This window comes from Cutibacterium avidum 44067 (genome assembly GCF_000367205.1).
In the GTDB taxonomy this organism is placed as follows: Bacteria; Actinomycetota; Actinomycetes; order Propionibacteriales; family Propionibacteriaceae; genus Cutibacterium; species Cutibacterium avidum.
In genome coordinates this window covers 1,525,201-1,544,365 of sequence record NC_021064.1, presented here as the reverse complement: position 1 = coordinate 1,544,365, position 19,165 = coordinate 1,525,201, and the positions used below count along the sequence as shown (strand labels likewise).

Here is a 19,165-nt window from a genome sequence, read left to right as displayed (position 1 = left end):
GAGCCTCCCGAGTGACGCGAGCGCCGCGGTGGAGTAACCTTGTCGACATCTCGTGTCCACCCCGGACCATACGGTCCGCCTCACGGGTCCTGACTGTTCCCGACATCTTGGAGTGCACAATGACGCTGACCCTCGAAGAGGTGCGCAAGGTTCGTTTCCCGATGGTCAAACGCCCCGGCGAGGGCTACCGCGCCATTGAAGTCGATGATTTCGTCGACAAGGTTGAAGCGGCGTTCATGACCCTCACCGACGAGAATGAGCGTCTCAAGGCCCAGGTCGAGGCCCTTAGGTCCGGTGACCAGGGTGAGCAGAAGGCCGATCAGGAGCTCGTCGACGAGAACGAGCACCTCCGTGCCCAGATCGAGGAGCTGCGCTCCCAACAGAATGATCGTCCGGCGGTTGATTCCGGTGAGGTTGATCGTGCCAAGGCCGCCCAGCAGGAGGCCGAGAACCGCGCCCACCAGATCGAGCAGGAGAAGGCTTCCCTGCAGTCCGAGATCGAGGAGCTGCGTCGGGCCACCCAGCGCCCGGGCCAGGACATCGACCCGGCCGAGGTTGCCCGCCTGCGCAGCGAGAACGAGCGTCTTGGCGCCCAGCTGCGTGATGCCCATGCCCTTGCTGCCCGTAGCCGTACTTCCTCGGTCGCCCAACAGCAGCCGACGACCACCGAGGATGGCGTCCAGAAGCTTGTCGTGACCACCAGCGCCGAGGCCTCTCCGGCCGTTGTCCGCATGGTTGAGCTGGCCCTCGCCGACGCCGAGCGTGTCGTCCACGAGGCTGAGGAGGAGGCCGGTCGCAAGGTTCAGGCTGCCGAGACCAAGGCTCACGAGCTCACCATCGATGCCCAGACCCGTGCCGAGCGCATCGAGTCCAGCGCCCGCGTCAATGCCGAGAAGATGACCTCGGACGCCAAGAGCAACGCTGACAAGGTCAATGCCGATGCCCAGACCCGCCGCACCGAGCTCTTCCGCGAGCTCGAGGCCGAGCGTGACACCTTGGCAGGCGATGTCGACCACCTGCGCTCCTTCGAGGCGAGCTACCGCGATGCTCTCACCTCCCACCTGCGTGCTCAGGCTGACAACTTGGAGAATGGCGTCTTCGAGCCCGCCGAGCTGCCCGAGCTGCTCAAGTCGGAGAACCGCGTTGCTCCGGGTGATTCGTCCACCCCGCGTCTCGACGCTCTCATTGGCCGCGGCCAGCAGCAGAACTGACGCGACACACTTTCCAAGACGCCGTGCCCTGGTCACATGACCGGGGCACGGCGTCGTTCATCTGGTGGCCAATCTCGGAGCCGGCGACGAGGATGACGGGTGAGTGGCATGGGTGTAATGTCTGCCCACAGTTCATGCACCTCCCACGTAGGTGATGACATGAGCGGCACACACCACCAAGCCGGGGACGATCCCCGCATGACGATGGAGAGTTCCATGTCAGATCATGATGCCGAGGCCATCGCCGCCTCCCTGCCGGTGCGCGACGGCGATGAGCCATGGACGGCCGATGAGGTTCGCGAGATCATCGACGCCCTGGAGTCGGACGTCCACAGGATGGGTACCGCCCTTGCCAAGGCCGAGAATGACCTTGCCGATCTCATGAAGCAGGGCAACGACGGTGCCGGCATGGACACCATCGACGTCGGTTCCTCCCAGTTCGAGCGTGACCAGGAGATCTCCGTCACGCGCAACGCCCGTGCCGTCTACGACCAGTCGAAGCTCGCTCTCCAGCTGCTCGACGAGGGTACCTGGGGTACCTGCGAGTCCTGTGGCAAGGCCGTTGGAAAGGCTCGTCTGCAGGCCTTCCCGCGAGCCACCATGTGCGTCAAGTGCAAGCAGCGCGAAGAGCGCCGGTGATCTCTCCCACTGATCCGACTGCGCTGACAGGAGCGCAGCTCAGGCGTTGGCGTCTGGTGATGGTCGTCATCGCGGTGGCTGGCTATGGCCTTGACCAATGGACCAAGGCGGAGGCCGTCGCTCATCTTGATCCCGACGATCCGCCGAGCTGGCTTGGTGGTTTCTTCACGCTGCGGTTGTTGCGTAATCCGGGTGCTGCCTTTTCCATGGGATCGACGGCGACCGTCCTCATCAGCCTCTTCGCCGTCGCGATGCTCATCGTCGTGTGCACGTGGGGGGTCCCGAAGGCTCGTCATCGTTGGTCCCTCATCGCCTGCGGAATGCTCATTGCTGGTATCTGCGGCAACCTCACTGATCGCATCTTCCGGGAGCCTGGGCCATTGCGTGGCCATGTCGTCGACTTCATCAGCCTGCCGCATTTCGCGGTCTTCAACGTCGCCGACATCTTCATCACCTGTACGGCGATCCTCGTCGTGCTGGTGTCGATCTTCGGGCGCCACGACGGTGAAGGTCATGCGACGGATGACAATGTGCGAGGGGAGCGCGACGAGAAGGAGGAGATGTGAGCGTCCTGCTGGTACCTGATGGTCTTGACGGAGAGAGGGTTGATGTCGCTGCTGCTCGGATGAGCGGGGTGTCGCGATCCCGGATTGCCGATCTCATCGAGGAAGGGTTGGTCTTCCTGGACGGGCAGAAGGTGTCCCGGGCGTCTGTTCGCGTCGCCATGGGGCAGATGCTCGACATCGATCTGTCCGATCCCGTCGCCACCCCGTCGATCACCCCTCAGATCGTCGAGGGGATGAGAATCGTTCACGATGACTCTGACATCGTCGTCGTCGACAAGCCGGCTGGTGTGGCCGCTCACCCGTCTCTGGGCTGGGACGGTCCCAGCGTCGTCGAGCATCTGGCGGCCGCTGGATTCGCGATCTCCACGAGTGGGGCGCCGGAGCGTCAGGGCATTGTGCAGCGCCTCGACGTCGGAACCTCCGGTCTCATGGTGGTCGCCAAGAGTGAGCACGCCTACACCTTGTTGAAGCAGGCCTTTCGGGACCGAACCGTTGACAAGGTGTATCTCGCCCTTGTCCAGGGACATCCCGATCCTTTCACGGGAACGATCGATGCCCCCATCGGTCGTGATCATCGTCACGACTGGAAGATGGCGATCGTCGACGGCGGGCGTCACTCCGTCACCCACTACGAGACGATCGAGGCCTTCCGTCACGCGACCCTGCTCAAGGTGCATCTCGAGACCGGTCGAACCCACCAGATCCGGGTGCACATGGCAGCCGTCAAACATCCCTGCTGTGGAGATCCGCTCTACGGGTGTGATCCGGTGCTGGCCAAGGAACTGGGACTGGAGCGGCAGTGGTTGCATGCCGCGGAACTGTCATTCACCCATCCAGGACGTGGCGAATGGGTGACGTTCCGCTCGGACCCGTCCGAGGATCTTCAGCACGCGTTGGATGTGGTGAGGCAAGCCTGAACAGTCGCTCAGTCGGCTGTGGTCATCCGTGCATCATGGATGAACGTCTGATGTACATCCGGCGCTGAGAGGCTCATTGAGTCGGGTTCCCGCGATGTCGGGCGGTATCGTGAGGGGTGTGCGTAGAGCTAAGATTGTGAACACCCTTGGACCCGCTGTGTCCAGCCACGACGCCATGAAGGAGCTCATGGAGGCTGGCATGAACATCGCCCGCCTCAACATGAGCCACGGCGACTACACCGAACACCAGGAGCGTCTTGACCTGGTTCGCTCGGTTTCGAAAGAGCTCGGGCTCAACGTGGCAGCCCTGGCCGACCTGCAGGGCCCGAAGATCCGTACCGGCCTGTTCGAGAAGGCCGAGGGAGAGTCGAACGGCAAGATCGACCTCGAGATTGGTGACAAGTTCACCATCACCACCGACGACATCATGGGCAACCAGGAGCGCGTCTCCACCACCTTCAAGGGACTGCCCGAGGACTGCAAGGCTGGCGACGTCATCCTCATCGACGACGGCAAGACCGTCCTGCAGGTTGACTCCGTCAGCGGCAACGACGTCAACTGCCACTGCACCGTCGCCGGTCCGGTCGGTGACCACAAGGGCATCAACCTTCCCGGTGTCGCCGTGTCCATCCCGGCCCTGACCGAGAAGGACGAGGAGAACCTGCGCTGGGCCCTCAAGGCCGGCATCGATCTCGTCGCGCTGTCCTTCGTCCGTCATGGTTCCGACATCGACCGCGTCCACGAGATCATGGACGAGGAGGGACGCACCGTCCCGGTCATCGCCAAGCTCGAGAAGCCGCAGGCCATCGAGAACCTCGACGAGATCATCGACGCCTTCGACGCCGTCATGGTTGCCCGTGGCGACATGGCCGTCGAGTGCCCGCTCGAGGAGGTCCCGCTGATTCAGAAGCAGATCATCGAGAAGGCTCGTCTGCAGGCCAAGCCCGCCATCGTGGCCACTCAGATGCTCGAGTCGATGATCCACGCTCCCCGTCCGACTCGCGCCGAGGCCGCCGACGTGGCCAACGCCATCCTGGACGGTGCCGACGGCGTCATGACCTCCGCTGAGACCAGCGTTGGCGACTTCCCGGGCGAGACCGTCCGCACCATGGCCAAGATCGTGGAGTCCACCGAGGCTCACGGTCTGGACAAGATCGCCAAGATCGACTGGGACCCGCACACCACCGGCGGCATCATGTCGAAGGCTGCTGCCGAGATCGCCGAACGTGCCGAGGCCAAGTTCATCGTGGCCTTCACCAAGTCCGGTGACACCGCTCGCCGTATCGCCCGTCTGCGTCCGAGCACCCCGCTCATCGTCTTCACCCCTGATGAGACCACCACCAAGGATCTCGCCTGGGTGTGGGGCGCCCACGCCGTCGTCACCCCGGTCTTCAAGACCGCTGAGGAGCTGTACCGCTGGGTCAACGCCTACCTGCGTGACAAGGGCTTCGTGCCGGTCGGCGACCGCGTCGTCGTGCTGTCCGGCTCCCCGATGGACATCCCCAGCAAGACCAACGATCTGCGCATCCTTCGCATCAAGGAGGACGACTGATCGGCGGGTGAACCTCGATTGTCGCGACGTCCCTCACCCCTTCCGGGATGGGGGACGTCCGCCTTTTCCGGACGGGGAGAGCGACGCCGCCCGCACCGCGGAAGGATTCGACGAGGTGGGGGGACGGGGCTGGTAAGGTCCGTGACGGCGATGGATCCCGCCTGGCCGATGCCGAACTGCCGATCTGGCTGATGGTTCCTACCCCGTCATGCGTGGGTGGGAATCTGCCCTCGCACCAATGAATGAGCGAGATGACGATGGATCCCGTGCAGTCGCGTGGCCCCCAATGCGGGGGACGATCATGAGTGGACACATGGCGGTGAAAGATGGCGCAGTGCCTCAGCCGCACCCCTCCCGAATGGTCGAGTTTCGCGGTCACCCCATCGTCGTCGCGGTGGTTCCGTGGCAATCGAGTCTGGTGGCCCTGACGGCTGCCTCACTGGCCCGTGCGACCAAGGCCTCCCAAATTGTCTTCGCCCACGTTGATCAGCGGCGCTGTGTCGTCGAGGAGAACACAGATGGGTCGGTGGTGTCTGTACCCATCGACCCGGACGCCATGGATGGTGACGTCGAGACCGTCCGTCAGGGTCTGACCGAGGAAATCTCGACAGTCTTGGGAGACGGCGATGTCCCGTGGCGGCTGGAATACCTCGCTGGTCGGCCAGATCGTGCCTTGACCCACCTCGCTCGAGCCATTGACGCTGCGGCCTTCGTCGTGGGAGCCAGAACGCATCGCCGGCGTCGGGTCCAGGAATTCGTGAGTGGATCGATTGCGACCAATCTGTCTCACCATCAGCACCGTCCGGTACTTGTGGTGCCCACCGCCGTCGTCGACTGGAAGGATTCCTCGCCATGGCAGTGAGATCGGGATTTCTCGATCGTCGTCCGGTACTGGTGGGGTTGGTCTTCCTGGGGGGATGCCTGGGTACCCTCATGCGAGCCGAAATAGCCCACGCCTGGCCGGCTCCTGCCGACGGTGTGCCCTGGGCGACCCTGGTGACCAATCTCGTCGGGGCCTTCGTGCTCGCGACCCTGCTCGAAGTTCTCGTCCATGCTGGCCCTGACGAGGGGATTCGCCGAGCGGTTCGGCTCTGCCTTGGTACCGGTCTGCTTGGCGGGTTCACGACCTATTCCACCCTCGCAGTGGAGACCGGGCAGCGTGTCATGTCTGGGCACTGGCTGTTGGGCATTACCTACCTCTTGACGAGTGTCGCGGCAGGTGCCTTCCTGGCCTGGGCCATGATTACCACGGTGCGTGCTGCAGTTCGCCGGAGGTCGTCATGATGATGCTGTGGGTCTGCCTGGCTGGTGGCCTTGGTGCGGTCACGCGGTTCTTGCTCGACTCGCGCATCAACTCTCGTTTCCCGGCCCCAGTGCCGGTGGGAACCCTCGTCATCAATGTGCTGGGATCCCTGCTGTTGGGATTCATCATCGCGGTGGCTCTCAATCATGTGGGATTCTCACAGAGTCTCAAGGGTCCGCTGGGAACCGGATTCTGCGGTGGCTTCACGACTTTCAGCACGGCGTCAGTGGAGACCTCGCGCACCGCGTCTAGCCGTGGGATGAACGTGGGAGCTCTGCACTGTCTGGGGATGGCCATTGCGGGAGCGCTGGCAGCGATCCTGGGCCTGTCCCTGGGATCACTGGTGTAAGCCGACGGTGCCCGAGAGGGGAGTCGAACCCCTACGCCCGCAAGGACAGCGCATTTTGAGTGCGCCGCGTCTACCATTCCGCCACTCGGGCCGGCTCGCCCATTGTGCCACAGTTGCGCCGGTATGCCGATTTTGCGGCCACTGGGTGTTGCCGTTGATCGACCATTCGGTCGTCACTGAGGGAGATGCCGTCACGATCGGGCACGCCTGCAGGTGCGTCAAGGCCTGTCAACCATTAGGATTGAATCGAGTTGTCAACGATCGACATGCAAGGAACCACCGTGAGCAAGCCACAGGACCCCACCCGGTCGACCTCTGATTCGGGGGTGGAGAAGGAACATCCGCGCGTCGTGGTGGCCGAGGACGAGGCTCTCATCCGCCTTGATCTCGTCGAGCTTCTCGAGGAGCACGGTTACGAGATCGTCGGCCAGGCCAGTGATGGCGAAGAAGCTGTCCGTCTCGCCAATGAGCTCGAACCTGACTTGGTCGTCATGGACGTCAAGATGCCGAAGATGGACGGCATCACTGCAGCCGACAAGATCGCCGAGGACCGCATCTGTGCGGTCGTCATGCTGACCGCCTTCTCCCAGCGCGACCTCATTAAACGTGCCAAGGAGGCCGGTGCGATGGCCTACGTCGTCAAGCCCTTCGATGCCTCGGACGTCATTCCGGCCATCGAGATCGCCATGGCCCGCTTCGCCGAGATCCGCGGCGTGGAGGACGAGGTCATGGACTTGGAGGAGCGCCTGGAGTCGCGCAAGATCGTCGACCAGGCCAAAGGCATCCTGCAGGCCAGCCTTGACCTCACCGAGCCGGAGGCCTTCCGGTGGATCCAGAAGACCGCCATGGACCTGCGCAAGTCGATGCGCGAGGTGGCTCAGGGAGTCATTGACCACGCCGAGAACGAGAAGTGATCTCGGCGTAGTCCCATTTTCAAATGACCTGACAGGTCATCCTTCCAACAGCACAGATACGGCCCTCATCGTCGACAATCTCGACGGTGTGGGTCGTTGTGTGTCTGCCCAGATGCACCGCCGTCGCGGTCGCGATGACCTGATGGCCGTGGGGTGGGCGCAGATGCGATACCGAGAGTTCAGTACCGACGGCAGAATGCTCGAAGGTGCGCGCGTGGGCCATGGCAGCCAGGGAGCCGGCTGTCTCCACGAGGACGCCAGAGCCGCCGCCGTGCCACAGACCCATGGGCTGGGTGTTGCCGTCGAGCGGTGCGGTGACGACACAGCGGGTGGGAGAGATCTCACGTACCTTGACGCCGAGTTTGTCGTCAAGGGGGCTGACGAGCTCGGCCAGCCACTCGGGAAGCGGATGTTCAGGGATGGAATAGCTCACAGGTGAAGCATGCCACTGTGTGCCATGCCGATCCCTTAATACTGTCCGTGGTGTCCTCTAGAGTCGAGGGCATGAGCGAGACGACGCAGCCCACCCTCATGGTCCTCGACGGGCATTCCATGGCCTTCCGGGCTTTCTATGCCTTGCCGGTGGAGAACTTCATCACCTCGACGGACCAGCACACCAATGCGGTGCACGGTTTTGTCGCCATGCTCATCAACCTGCTGCGCAACGAAAAGCCCACGCACATCGCGGTGGCATGGGACCTTGCCGGCGGTACCTTCCGAACCACTGAGTACTCCGAGTACAAGGCGGGACGAGCCGCCACTCCGCCGGAGTTCCCCGGCCAGATCGACCTCATCAAGGAGGTCCTCGACGCCCTCCACATCGTTCATCTGTCCAAGGAGAACTACGAGGCCGATGACATTCTCGCCACCCTGTCCACCCGAGCGACCGCTGAGGGGTTTAAGTCCCTGCTCGTCTCAGGAGACCGGGACGCCATGCAGCTCGTCAATGACCAGGTGACGGTTCTCTATCCGCGCAAGGGTGTCTCGGACCTCGCCCGTATGACACCGGAAGGCGTCGAGGAGAAGTACCTCGTGCCCCCCGCCCGCTACCCTGAGCTGGCGGCCTTGGTGGGGGAGAGCGCTGACCATCTTCCCGGCGTTCCCGGGGTTGGCCCCAAGACGGCTGTGAAGTGGCTCAACACCTATGACGGTCTGGAGAACCTCATTCGGGAGGCTGACACCGTCAGGGGCAAGGCAGGCCAGTCCTTCCGTGATCATCTCGACGACGTCATTCGTAACCGCAAGCTCAACGCCTTGGTCCGTGACCTCGACCTCGACGTCACCCTGGCCGACCTTGCTCGTCAGCCCTGGGATCCCAAGGCCACCCGCGCAGTCTTCGACACCCTCGAGTTCCGCACCCTGTGGGATCGTGTGCGTGCGCTGGCATCCGAGTCGGATGCCGACGAGGTCGTCGAGATTGACGAGGCCCTAGACGTCTCCGGCGCGGTGCTCGAGCCGGGCACCTTGGGAGACTGGCTCTCCACGGCGGAAGGCCGGATCGGTGTTGACGTCACGGGCACCTGGGGCAGTGGGTCCGGTGACGTGGAGGCCGTGGCGTTGGGAGCCGGAGACGGCACTGCGGTGTGGTTCGACACAGCTGATCTCGGCCCGGGTGACGAGAAGGCCTTTGCACAATGGCTGGCAGACGAGGCCCACGCGAAGGCGATGCATTCGGCCAAGGGGCCGGTGGAGGCGTTGGCCGAGCGCGGCTGGGAGGTCAAAGGGCTCACCTGTGACACCGAGCTTGCCTCGTACCTGCTGCACCCGGATCGCCGCACTCACAAGTTCGACGACGCGGTGCGCACCCACCTCAACGTCACCTTGGGTGAGGGGGAGGAACAGTCCGACCAGGGGATGCTCGATTTCGGGGACGACCGGTCCGCCGAAACCATGGAGGGGGCGGTGGCGGTCACCAAGTTGGCCGACGTCATGGAGAAGGAGGTCGAGGCTCGCGGCGGGTCCGAGCTGCTCCACGACGTCGAGATGAGGGTGCAGCGGTGCCTCATCTCGATGGAACGGGCCGGTATCGCCGTCGACACCGACGTCCTGGAAGGGCTGCGATCCGAATTCGACGAGCGTGTCACTCGCGCCCAGGAGGCTGCCTGGGAGGCGGCTGGTGAGAAGATCAATCTGTCCTCTCCCAAGCAGTTGCAGGGGATACTCTTCGACAAGCTCGACATGCCGAAGACCCGGCGCACCAAGTCCGGATACACCACCGACGCCGATGCGCTGGCTGGTCTGTACGAGAAGACCGAGCATCCCTTCCTGGCCCATCTGCTGGAGCATCGCGATGCCATCAAGTTGCGTCAGACCGTCGACGGACTGCTCAAGGAAGTTCGTGACGACGGCCGGGTCCACACCACCTACATGCAGACGATCGCCGCGACCGGACGCCTGTCGAGCAAGGATCCGAACCTGCAGAACATCCCCATGCGCACCGAGGAGGGACGACGCATTCGGGAAGGATTCGTCGTCGGTGAGGGGTATGAGTCCCTCATGAGTGCCGACTATTCCCAGATCGAGATGCGGATCATGGCTCACGTCTCGGGGGATCAGTCCCTCATCGATGCCTTCCGGTCTGGGCAGGATTTCCACACGGTGACGGCCTCGCACGTCTTCGGAGTGGCTCCTGAGGATGTCAGTGTCGCCCAACGTTCCAAGATCAAGGCCATGAACTACGGTCTGGCCTACGGCCTGAGCGCTTATGGGCTGTCCAACCAGCTCAAGGTGAGCGTCGGCGAGGCCAAGGAACTCATGGCTGATTACTTCAGCATTTTCGGGAAGGTTCACGAATATCTCGAGGAGGTCGTCGACCAAGCCCGTCGTCAGGGATACACCGAGACCCTGCTGGGACGCCGTCGCTACCTTCCTGACCTCACCTCGACCAATCGCCAGCGTCGCGAGATGGCGGAACGCGCCGCCCTCAACGCACCCATCCAGGGATCGGCCGCAGATCTCATCAAACTCGCCATGCTCGCCACCGACGAGAAACTTGACGAGGCTGGTCTGACGAGTCGCGTCCTGCTGCAGGTCCATGACGAACTTATCCTCGAGGTCGCCAATGGCGAGGAGGAGAGAGTCCGCGAGATCGTCACCGACGCGATGGTCCACGCCATGGAATTGTCGGTGCCGCTGACGGTGTCGATTGGCGTCGGACGGTCGTGGTTCGACGCTGCGCACTGAGCCCGGCTAACGAGATGAGGGGCATCCCAACCGGGACGCCCCTCATCTCGTCATCAGTTGTGACGATCACTCCATGTCGAACCAGACTGGGTCGAGGTGTCCGTTCTGGACGCGGAAGTCGTAGGCGTAGTCGGGCCAGATGGCCGTCAACTGACCAGTGCGCGGTCGTCGACGTACCAGGCAGATTCCGCCGCCGGTGATGATGACCTCGGCGTGGTCGCCGATGGGCACCGATTCGCCGAAATCAGCCTTGGTGATGAACTTCGGATCAGGAGTGAACGAGTCGACTCTCGACATGTTGCCGATGATGTCGGAGATGTCGCCCCGACCGTTGAGGTCCATCTGCGCAGCGATGAACTCGTTGATCGGTAGGGCGGCGATGGCAGCCTCGACCATGTTGGGGTCGGCTTTGCGCACGAAGTTGGGGGGAGAGAGAGAAGGCGCAGAAAGCCATGTAATGACAAATGGCCTCAGACGTCTCCTCGTCCAGCTTGTGCCAGCCACCGTTACGGAGTTTTTGGTGACCATCCGCGGTGATCCAATCGGCTGATATGACACGGGTGCAGGTGGCCAGCATGGGGAAGATCTGGCCGTAGTGGGAAGCGGTTGATCCTGAGGTGCCGTGGACGATGACGAGCGGACGGTGCCCGTCGTTGATCTAGACTGAGTCGGAGTAGGTGACTTCGGCACCATCGACGGCGACGGTTCGGGTTTCGGTAGTAGCGGTGAGAGGCATCTGAACTCCCGGCGTTGCAATGGCGATGTGGTACGCAGCGAAGTGGACTGTACCTAGCCAGAGATCATTTTCGGATGAAAACGAGATATTTCTCCCAGCTGTTGGTTGCTGGAAGGCTCCAAGGCCGTCAGAATCCGAGAGGTGGTCGGGCTCGATACGTAACTGGCCCGGCCGATATCGGCCGGGCCAGCATCTCTTACGAATCACTGATCATGCTGGGGCGTCCTCCACCATTCGTTCGGACAGGACCGAGAGCACGTGGCGCCACGGCTTTCCGGTGGCTCGTTCCATGCCGAGCTCGCAGGTGCGGTTGGCCGACAGGTAGAGGTCGAAGTCTCGTGCCGACAGTTCGGCTGCCTCGCGTCGGCTGGCCGATTCGGTGAGCTCGGGGTGCAGCATCCCGCGGTCTCCGGCGAATCCGCAGCAGCCCCAGGCGTCTGCCACGACGACCTCGTCAGCGACCGCTTCGGCGCAGCGTTTGAGGGCATCGTTCCAGCCCATCCGCGTTGAGGAGCAGGTGGGATGAAGGGCGGCTGAACCAACCTTGGGAAGGGGCGGCATGATCGGGAGGACCTCGTCGGCGACGTACTGGACTGCGTCGACGACCCGGATCCCCGTCACTCCCTCGTACTCGAGCTCGTGGACGAATCCTTCCGAGCAGCTGACGGCATCGGAGATGATCGTCAATTCACCATTCCTGGTGGCCCGACGCATGACCTCGACGACACGCCGCCGCATCGTCGCGTATCCCCTCGTCATCCCCTTGGACTTCCACGGCGTGCCACAGCACAGCGAATTGATGCCCTCGGGGACCGTCACTCCAATCCCTGCTGCGGTGAGCAGAGCAATGATCGAGAATTCCGTGGTTTTCTCGCCTGGCACCGCGCCACCGAACATGGTGTTGACGCACGCCGGCAGGTAGACGATGTCCGGTCGTCCCCTGGGGGAGCTGCGATGACCCGAACTGCGCCGCCGTCCGCCACCAGGCAACTCGTCGGAGACCGCCGGGATCCGGTCGTCTCCCAGCACGGCACGTGCCGCACCGGTGATCACGTTGGTGGCAGCAGCCGGAACTGGCTTGATCGCGGACATCCCGGCACTCGCAGCGGAGACGAAGGGATTCCATCCCCTGGCGGCGAGGTCCCAGGCGGTCTGCCAAGCAGCTGGATTCTGTTCGGCTCGCAGGCGGCGAACCAGGTCTCCGGTATTGATGTGCAGTGGACAGTTCGTCTCGCACATCCCGTCGACGGCACAGGTCTGCACCACCGGATAGGTGGCGCGCTGCTCGAGATCTGCAGCCAGCTCCACGTTGCCGTCGTCGCGGGCCTGGGCGATGGCCCGTTGCATGACGATGCGCTGGCGAGGGGTCAAGGTGAGATCGCGGGACGGGCAGACCGGCTCGCAGTATCCACACTCGACGCAGCGATCGACCTCTTCCGGGACGGTCGGGGTGAGCTTGACCTCCTTGAGGTGCAGCTTGGGGTCGTCGGTGATGATGCTGCCGCGGTTGAGTACACCCGTCGGATCCACTGATTCCTTGACCTGCCGCATGATTCGGTAGAGGTCTGACCCGTACTGACGCTCCACGAACGGGGCCATGATCCGTCCCGTGCCGTGCTCGGCCTTGAGGGTGCCGTGGGCGTCGAGGACGAGGGTGACCATGTCCTCGGTGAATTTTTCGTAACGGTCCAGGCCCTTCCTCTCCCGGAAGTCCTCGAGGACCAAGAAGTGGATGTTCCCGTCCTTGGCATGGCCGAAGATGACCGACTCCGGGTAGTTGTGCTCGCCGAAGAGCTGCTGCAGGTCTCCGCACACCCCGGCGAGGGTCTCGACGGGGACGGCAATGTCCTCGAGGAGGGCCGTCTGGCCAGACGGTCGGGTGCCGGCGATCTTGGCGTAGAGGCCATCGCGCAGGGTCCAGATCGGGCCGCGTACGGCCGGATCGTCGGTGAAGGTGGGCTCGTTGACGAGGTCAAGACCGGAGATGACGGAGTTACCAGCCTCGATGGCTTCCCTGCGGGACTGCTCGTCGGGGCAGTGGTACTCGACGAGGAGAGCAGCGTCTCCGCTTCCGGGGGCTGGCGGGATGATGTGGCCATTGGCTGGGTCGTCGCGACACAGCTGAAGGGACGAGGAGTCCATCAGCTCGGTGACGGTGACACCGGATCCCACCAGGGCGGGAAGGGCCTTGGTCGCGGCATCGAGAGTGGGGAAGTGAAGCAGGGCGGTGACCAGCTCCGGCATGATCTCCACAGTGTTCATGATGGCAGAGGAGATGAACCCGAGGGTTCCCTCGGAACCGATCATGAGGTGGGAGAGGATCTGGGCCGGGTTGTCATAGTCGAGGAAGGCATTGAGCCCATAACCCATGGTGTTCTTGCGAGAGAACTGGAAGGCGATCTCGTCGGCGCGGGCCTTCTCACGGCACTGATCGCGCAGTGCCAGCAGGGTCTCGACAAGTTCCGGCTCGTCATGGGCCAGTTTGTCCTCGCACTGGGGGTCCGAGGTATCGATGACAGTTCCCGAGGCCAGTACGAAAACCATGGAATCCAGGGTCCGGTATGAGTTGGTGACGGTGCCGCAGCTCATTCCCGAGGAGTTGTCAGCGAGGACTCCGCCCAGGGTGCATGCCACTGACGAGGCGGGATCCGGGCCGAGCTTGCGTCCGTACCTGGCAAGGACGGCATTGACGGAGACGACGGTCGCCCCGGGCTGGACTCGAACCTTGCGGCCGCCGTCGAGAACCTCGATGCCGCGGAATGATCGCCGGGTGTCGACCATGACGCCGTTTGTCATGCCCTGCCCGGACAGACTCGTTCCGCCCGAACGGAAATTGACGGCCACCTTGTGACGTTTGGCAGCCGCCATGGCTGCCGCAACATCTGAGGTCGATCCGGCGCGGACGAGGACACCGGGAGTGAGCAGGTAGTGGGATGCGTCGGGAGCCACTGCAACCAGGTCGAGGGGATCATGGCTGACCTTGGTCTCCCCGAGCATCTCCAGCAGATCGGTGAGAAGCGCGGACGGAATGGACGAGCGTGCACCACGGTTCATATTCCTAACTTTAGGTATGACCGAACGTGCGCGCTCGTCTCAGGGCAGCCTTATGTGAACTTATGGTGAACCCTTGGGGTCAGGCGACCGGATCGGCGTAGAAGAACACGCGGGACTCCCAGTCGTCCTTGCCCTTGTAATCGTCACAGACGACGATGACGGCTTGAGCGGGCCCGTTGTTGTCGTAGAGGATATTCGAGTTGGGGTCGTAGTCCTTGACCATGACCTTTGTCTTGTGGTCGTAGCGGTAGCAGGCGGTCTGTCCGGCCTTGTCGGTCAGGCGAATGATGTCGCCCTTCTTGAGACCGGCCATCAAGCGGTTCCCGATGGCTCCACCCTTGTGATAGGTGTGTCCATTCAGAGCGACCTTGCCCTTGCCGGAACCCGGCCTTGGGCCTTCGTTGAACCAGGCCCACGAGGACGGGTCGCTCTTCGGTGGGCTACCAGCGGCACCAGTACCATCGACACCGCGCGACAGCACCTTGGCGGAGACCTTCATGCCGTCAATGGAGTACTTGACCGGCACGATGGGCTTCGGGTTCTTCATGCAGCCGGACGGGACAGGGCCCTTCTTCTCGGCGGACGTCGCAGGAGCTGCTGAACTTGATGCGGGGGCCGCAGATGCTGATGATGCCAGCCCACCGGCGGAGTCATCGTCCTTGTCGCGCTGAACGAAGATGGCGGCGATGGCAGTGATGATCAGAGCGATGACCACCACGATCGCGATGATCCGCCACTTCGGACCGCCCGACTGGGCGCCCCCGCCGGCGGAAGCAGTCGAACTGGTCGACGATCCGATCGACGGGTCATGGCTTTCGGGGTGAGAAGACTGATCAGTCATGACTGTGATGTCCTCCAAGGCGTGTGAGGGGTTCAGTCTCGGGATGGATTTCCCGAACGGGTTAGTGTCCGACGGAATCGGATTCCGAATGCAGGGTACCTTCTCCTGAGGCTGGCCTCCTGCTGACTCGATCTCGTGTTGACGGCGTGTATGACGAAGAGGTGTCGGCAAAGGCATGAGGCTGGTTGACCCCTTGAATGCCTGGGTATTAAGCTGATCTCTGCGTTGTGGTCTGTGCGATCTCGGACGGGAGTAGATCGTGCTCGATCACCAGGATCGGGGCTGCGGCGCGTTTCAAACCACCTGACATCAATCGGAGTCCTACTACATGACCTCCTCCACTGAGGCCTCCACCTCGAACCCGGTCGACATCGACCAGCAGAATGCCGCCAACACCGCCGATGGATCCGTGGCGGTTGACGACCTTGGCAGCCCGGAGGCCTTCCTGGCCGCTGTGGACGCCACCATCAAGTACTTCAACGACGGCGACATCGTTTCTGGCACCGTCGTCAAGGTGGACCGCGACGAGGTTCTCCTTGACATCGGTTACAAGACCGAGGGTGTTATCCCGTCCAAGGAGTTGTCGATCAAGCATGACGTGGACCCCTTCGAGGTCGTCAACGTCGGTGACGAGATCGAGGCCCTCGTCCAGCAGAAGGAGGACAAGGAGGGTCGTCTCATCCTGTCCAAGAAGCGTGCTCAGTATGAGCGCGCCTGGGGCACGATCGAGCAGATCAAGGAAGAGGACGGCGTCGTCACCGGTACCGTCATCGAGGTCGTCAAGGGTGGTCTGATCGTCGACATCGGCCTGCGTGGCTTCCTTCCCGCATCCCTCGTCGAGATGCGCCGTGTCCGCGATCTCCAGCCCTACGTCGGCCAGGAGATCGAGGCCAAGATCATCGAGCTCGACAAGAACCGCAACAACGTTGTGCTGTCTCGTCGTGCCTGGCTCGAGCAGACCCAGTCCGAGGTTCGCCAGAACTTCCTGCACCAGCTGCAGAAGGGGCAGATCCGCAAGGGTGTCGTCTCCTCGATCGTCAACTTCGGTGCCTTCGTCGACCTCGGCGGGGTGGACGGTCTGGTCCACGTCTCCGAGCTGTCCTGGAAGCACATCGACCACCCGAGCGAGGTTGTCGAGGTCGGTCAGCCCGTCACCGTTGAGGTGCTGGATGTCGACATGGATCGCGAGCGCGTCTCGCTGTCCCTCAAGGCGACCCAGGAAGATCCGTGGCAGGCCTTCGCCCGTCTGCACCAGATCGGCCAGATCGTTCCCGGTAAGGTCACCAAGCTCGTTCCGTTTGGTGCCTTCGTCCGCGTCGAGGACGGTATCGAGGGCTTGGTCCACGTCTCCGAGCTGGCTGAGCGTCACGTCGAGATCCCGGAGCAGGTCGTCAGCGTCAACGACGATGTCATGGTCAAGATCATTGACATTGACCTCGACCGTCGCCGCATCTCGCTGTCCCTCAAGCAGGCCAACGAGGGCATCGACGTTGAGTCCGACGAGTTCGACCCGTCGCTCTACGGCATGACCGCCTCCTACGACGAGGACGGCAACTACATCTACCCCGAGGGCTTCGATCCGGAGACCAACGACTGGAAGCCGGGCTACGACGAGCAGCGCATCGCCTGGGAGCAGCAGTACGCCGAGGCCCAGGCTCGCTGGGAGGCTCATCGCAAGCAGGTCATCGATGCCGAGCAGGCCGAGCAGGAGGCCGCCCTCAATGATGGTGGAGCCCAGTCGTCCTACACCAGTGGCCCGGCCGAGGGCTCGCTGGCTTCTGACGAGGCCCTGCAGGCTCTCCGCGACAAGCTGACTCACAACTGATTGGTCAGTTGTTGACCCATCGCAACGTCGAGGGGCCCCGCCATCGTGGCGGGGCCCCTCGTGTTTCGTCAGCTGGCCGGGCTGAGGTGGACCCTGATGGGTCGGGGCAGCCACGGTATTATTTGGTCGCGTCCTCCTCGAGAATCTCGGTGTAGCGCTTCTCGAACCAGGTCGGGCTCGTCACGGGGGAGTGACACACCGTTGCGGGACAGCTCCGGATTCTCACCGGTATTCGTCGTCGAAGGGACGGTTGCGTGGCAACGGTCGGGAGGTTAGCAAGGCCGAAGAGGGTGCCCTTACCATGGGCCCTTTCCGCAAAGTCTCCTTCTGCTCACATGGCTGTGACCAGTATTTTCACCCTTGCGCATAATACTTAGGTGAGGCTAACCTATGGAACGGCTCAAGGTGAGCCGAATCGATCAGCAAAGGGGGACGTCTCATGACCACATCGGCAATGCGCAGACTTGTCGCCAGCGTGCTCGGGGCCATGGTGGCCCTGGCTGGAGCTCTTGTCGCTCCGGCAGCGGGGGCGACCGACGGTCCGACTGTGACCGTCTCACAAGCATCCCGGGATGGCGGCAAGGTCACTATCACCGGAAAGGGATTCGCGACCGAAGGGACCGGTGTGTACGTCGCCGTCGCTCCCTCGTCGGTCAAGCAGTTCTACGGTAATTCGGACAAATTCGTCGGTTACGACCCGAACAAGCCCATGACGGAGTCCGCCTCCACGATCTGGGTCTACCCGCCGGCGATGAAGGCCGTAGGTTCCAAATTCACCCAGGGCGCGCCTATGGCCGCAGATGGTTCGTTCACCATCAAGATGTACGTTCCTGCCTTTGAGAAGGGCAAGGGCTACGTCGTTCTGACCAGCAAGGCTCATGGCGTCGGGAGGCGCGACAAGTCCAATGACACTCGTACTCCGGTGACCTACCAAGCCGCTCCGGTTCCTCCGGCGCCAAAGCCATCAATCGCTCCGTCGATCCCGGTCAAGCCCAGCACCCCGTCCAAGTCCAGCAAGCCCGTCGAGCCCAGCATGCCGGCCAAGCCCAGTGTTTCTGCCAAGCCGTCCCCCACTCTCAAGTCCGCACCGGTGAAGCCGGTTGTCACCACCCCGGCCCCCCACCGCACCATCACCAAGAAGGTTTGCACCAACGGCCGGTCCAAGGTCACCGCCGGTTCCCTCAGGTGGGGTCTGCGCACCTCCTTCACCAGCTATCTGCGTGGCCCGATCGCCAACGGTTCCTGGAAGCTGTCGAACGGCGCCGACTGGAACGGTTCGGCCTTCACCTTCCCGCTGCGCAGCGGATCATTCGATCCCGCCACCAAGTCGGGCACCCTCAACTACTCCGGGACCGTCCACATGACTGGTCACAACGGCATCCTGGACATGACGATCTCCAACCCCGCCCTGGTCATCAAGGGGTCGACGGGTCACGTGTACATGACCGTCAAGTCCTCCTCGATGGATGGGAGGAAGACCGACTACGGGCGAGTTGACTTCGCCACCTTCTCCGCTTCCACCTCTGGAAATGTCAAGATCAATGGCTCCTCGGTCAAGCTCACGGCCCAGGGTGCCAAGGCGTTTGCCGGGTTCTACAAGACTGGTGAGCCGATGGATTCGCTGTCGTCGAGCCTCACCCTCTCGGCCGAGAAGGTCTGCCACGACGTCACCATCGATGCCGTCACCGGCAAGGTCATCAGCGGCGGTCCTGGGTCCGGTCGTGGGCTGCCCGCCACCGGTGCCCTCGGACCTTCGACCGCTCGCGGCGACATCGCTGCTGCTGGCAGCTTGGCCCTCATCGTCGTCATCTCGACGGTGGCCGTGTGCCGACGCCGCTACGCCGAGCACTGATCCATCCAACCTGACTCATGGGGGTGGGGTCGCCCGACCTCACCCCCAACCATCCTCCCGAAAGGTCGTTGCATGATCCGGATGCGCCGTCGAGTTGCCGGAGCCGGCCTCGTACTCGCGATGCTGGTTGCCGGGTGTGGCCCCTCGGCCACGCAGTCAGAAACATCGCCCCACTCCGTTGCCCCCACGGTGTCGCCGTCCTCGACGCACTCGGCAACTCCCT

The 19,165-nt window shown here is 63.0% G+C and carries 16 protein-coding genes, 1 tRNA gene and 1 riboswitch; of the genes, 12 read left to right on the top strand and 5 right to left on the bottom strand.

The genetic code is table 11. The features are described from left to right. The first annotated feature begins 119 nt into the window (after positions 1–119). From PALO_RS07035 to PALO_RS07000, 8 genes are all read left to right on the top strand, one after another. Positions 120–1,211, top strand: a complete 1,092-nt coding sequence (locus tag PALO_RS07035) for a DivIVA domain-containing protein (protein ID WP_004811793.1) — start codon at positions 120–122, stop codon at positions 1,209–1,211. A 159-nt stretch (positions 1,212–1,370) separates the two neighbouring features. Beyond that, positions 1,371–1,850: a TraR/DksA family transcriptional regulator gene (locus PALO_RS07030; protein WP_004811792.1), complete on the top strand. Its 480-nt coding sequence runs from the start codon at positions 1,371–1,373 to the stop codon at positions 1,848–1,850. A 59-nt stretch (positions 1,851–1,909) separates the two neighbouring features. Beyond that, positions 1,910–2,416 carry a signal peptidase II gene (locus PALO_RS07025; protein ID WP_050796899.1) on the top strand — a complete coding sequence of 169 codons (507 nt, stop codon included), beginning with the start codon at positions 1,910–1,912 and terminating at the stop codon, positions 2,414–2,416. Then, positions 2,413–3,333, top strand: a complete 921-nt coding sequence (locus tag PALO_RS07020; protein ID WP_004811790.1) for an RluA family pseudouridine synthase — start codon at positions 2,413–2,415, stop codon at positions 3,331–3,333. Before PALO_RS07025 ends, PALO_RS07020 begins: the two co-directional genes overlap by 4 nt. Positions 3,334–3,508: 175 nt before the next feature. Then, the gene (gene pyk / locus PALO_RS07015) at positions 3,509–4,885 is read left to right on the top strand and encodes a pyruvate kinase (RefSeq protein WP_036901726.1); all 1,377 of its coding nucleotides are present in this window, start codon (positions 3,509–3,511) and stop codon (positions 4,883–4,885) included. A 137-nt stretch (positions 4,886–5,022) separates the two neighbouring features. Next, positions 5,023–5,093, top strand: a riboswitch (Fluoride riboswitch). A gap of 105 nt (positions 5,094–5,198) precedes the next feature. Then, entirely contained in the window at positions 5,199–5,747 is a 549-nt protein-coding gene (locus PALO_RS07010) for a universal stress protein (RefSeq protein WP_015582983.1), read from the top strand. Next, positions 5,738–6,169, top strand: a complete 432-nt coding sequence (locus PALO_RS07005; protein ID WP_015582982.1) for a fluoride efflux transporter FluC — start codon at positions 5,738–5,740, stop codon at positions 6,167–6,169. Before PALO_RS07010 ends, PALO_RS07005 begins: the two co-directional genes overlap by 10 nt. After that, entirely contained in the window at positions 6,166–6,537 is a 372-nt protein-coding gene (locus tag PALO_RS07000) for a fluoride efflux transporter FluC (protein WP_023032537.1), read from the top strand. Before PALO_RS07005 ends, PALO_RS07000 begins: the two co-directional genes overlap by 4 nt. 8 nt (positions 6,538–6,545) lie before the next feature. On the opposite strand, the gene PALO_RS06995 is transcribed toward PALO_RS07000, so the two are convergent. Continuing rightward, a tRNA-Leu gene (locus PALO_RS06995) sits at positions 6,546–6,628 on the bottom strand. A 175-nt stretch (positions 6,629–6,803) separates the two neighbouring features. Here PALO_RS06995 and PALO_RS06990 point away from each other — a divergent pair. Next, the gene (locus PALO_RS06990) at positions 6,804–7,451 is read left to right on the top strand and encodes an ANTAR domain-containing response regulator (protein WP_036910302.1); all 648 of its coding nucleotides are present in this window, start codon (positions 6,804–6,806) and stop codon (positions 7,449–7,451) included. A gap of 19 nt (positions 7,452–7,470) precedes the next feature. On the opposite strand, the gene PALO_RS06985 is transcribed toward PALO_RS06990, so the two are convergent. Beyond that, the gene (locus tag PALO_RS06985; RefSeq protein ID WP_004811783.1) at positions 7,471–7,884 is read right to left on the bottom strand and encodes a PaaI family thioesterase; all 414 of its coding nucleotides are present in this window, start codon (positions 7,882–7,884) and stop codon (positions 7,471–7,473) included. Between the two features lie 71 nt (positions 7,885–7,955). Here PALO_RS06985 and polA point away from each other — a divergent pair, with 71 nt between their 5' ends. After that, complete coding sequence (polA, locus tag PALO_RS06980; RefSeq protein WP_015582979.1) at positions 7,956–10,634, top strand: DNA polymerase I; 2,679 nt, start codon at positions 7,956–7,958, stop codon at positions 10,632–10,634. Positions 10,635–10,700: 66 nt separating this feature from the next. Here the strand turns inward: polA and PALO_RS06975 are convergent, their stop codons facing one another. The 3 genes from PALO_RS06975 to PALO_RS06965 all read right to left on the bottom strand — a co-directional run bounded on the left by PALO_RS06975 (position 10,701) and on the right by PALO_RS06965 (position 15,142). Beyond that, on the bottom strand, positions 10,701–11,051 hold the full coding sequence (locus PALO_RS06975) for a hypothetical protein (RefSeq protein WP_238137850.1): 351 nt from the start codon (positions 11,049–11,051) through the stop codon (positions 10,701–10,703). 529 nt (positions 11,052–11,580) lie between these two features. After that, positions 11,581–14,424 (bottom strand): FAD-binding and (Fe-S)-binding domain-containing protein, encoded by a 2,844-nt coding sequence (locus PALO_RS12570; RefSeq protein ID WP_015582977.1) that lies wholly within the window; start codon positions 14,422–14,424, stop codon positions 11,581–11,583. A 79-nt stretch (positions 14,425–14,503) separates the two neighbouring features. Continuing rightward, positions 14,504–15,142, bottom strand: a complete 639-nt coding sequence (locus tag PALO_RS06965; protein ID WP_171023489.1) for a class F sortase — start codon at positions 15,140–15,142, stop codon at positions 14,504–14,506. A 451-nt stretch (positions 15,143–15,593) separates the two neighbouring features. Here PALO_RS06965 and rpsA point away from each other — a divergent pair, with 451 nt between their 5' ends. Both rpsA and PALO_RS06955 read left to right on the top strand, forming a co-directional pair. Beyond that, positions 15,594–17,090 carry a 30S ribosomal protein S1 gene (gene rpsA / locus PALO_RS06960; protein ID WP_004811777.1) on the top strand — a complete coding sequence of 499 codons (1,497 nt, stop codon included), beginning with the start codon at positions 15,594–15,596 and terminating at the stop codon, positions 17,088–17,090. 439 nt (positions 17,091–17,529) lie between these two features. Next, positions 17,530–18,942, top strand: a complete 1,413-nt coding sequence (locus PALO_RS06955; protein ID WP_041710071.1) for an HtaA domain-containing protein — start codon at positions 17,530–17,532, stop codon at positions 18,940–18,942. The last annotated feature ends 223 nt before the right edge of the window (positions 18,943–19,165 follow it).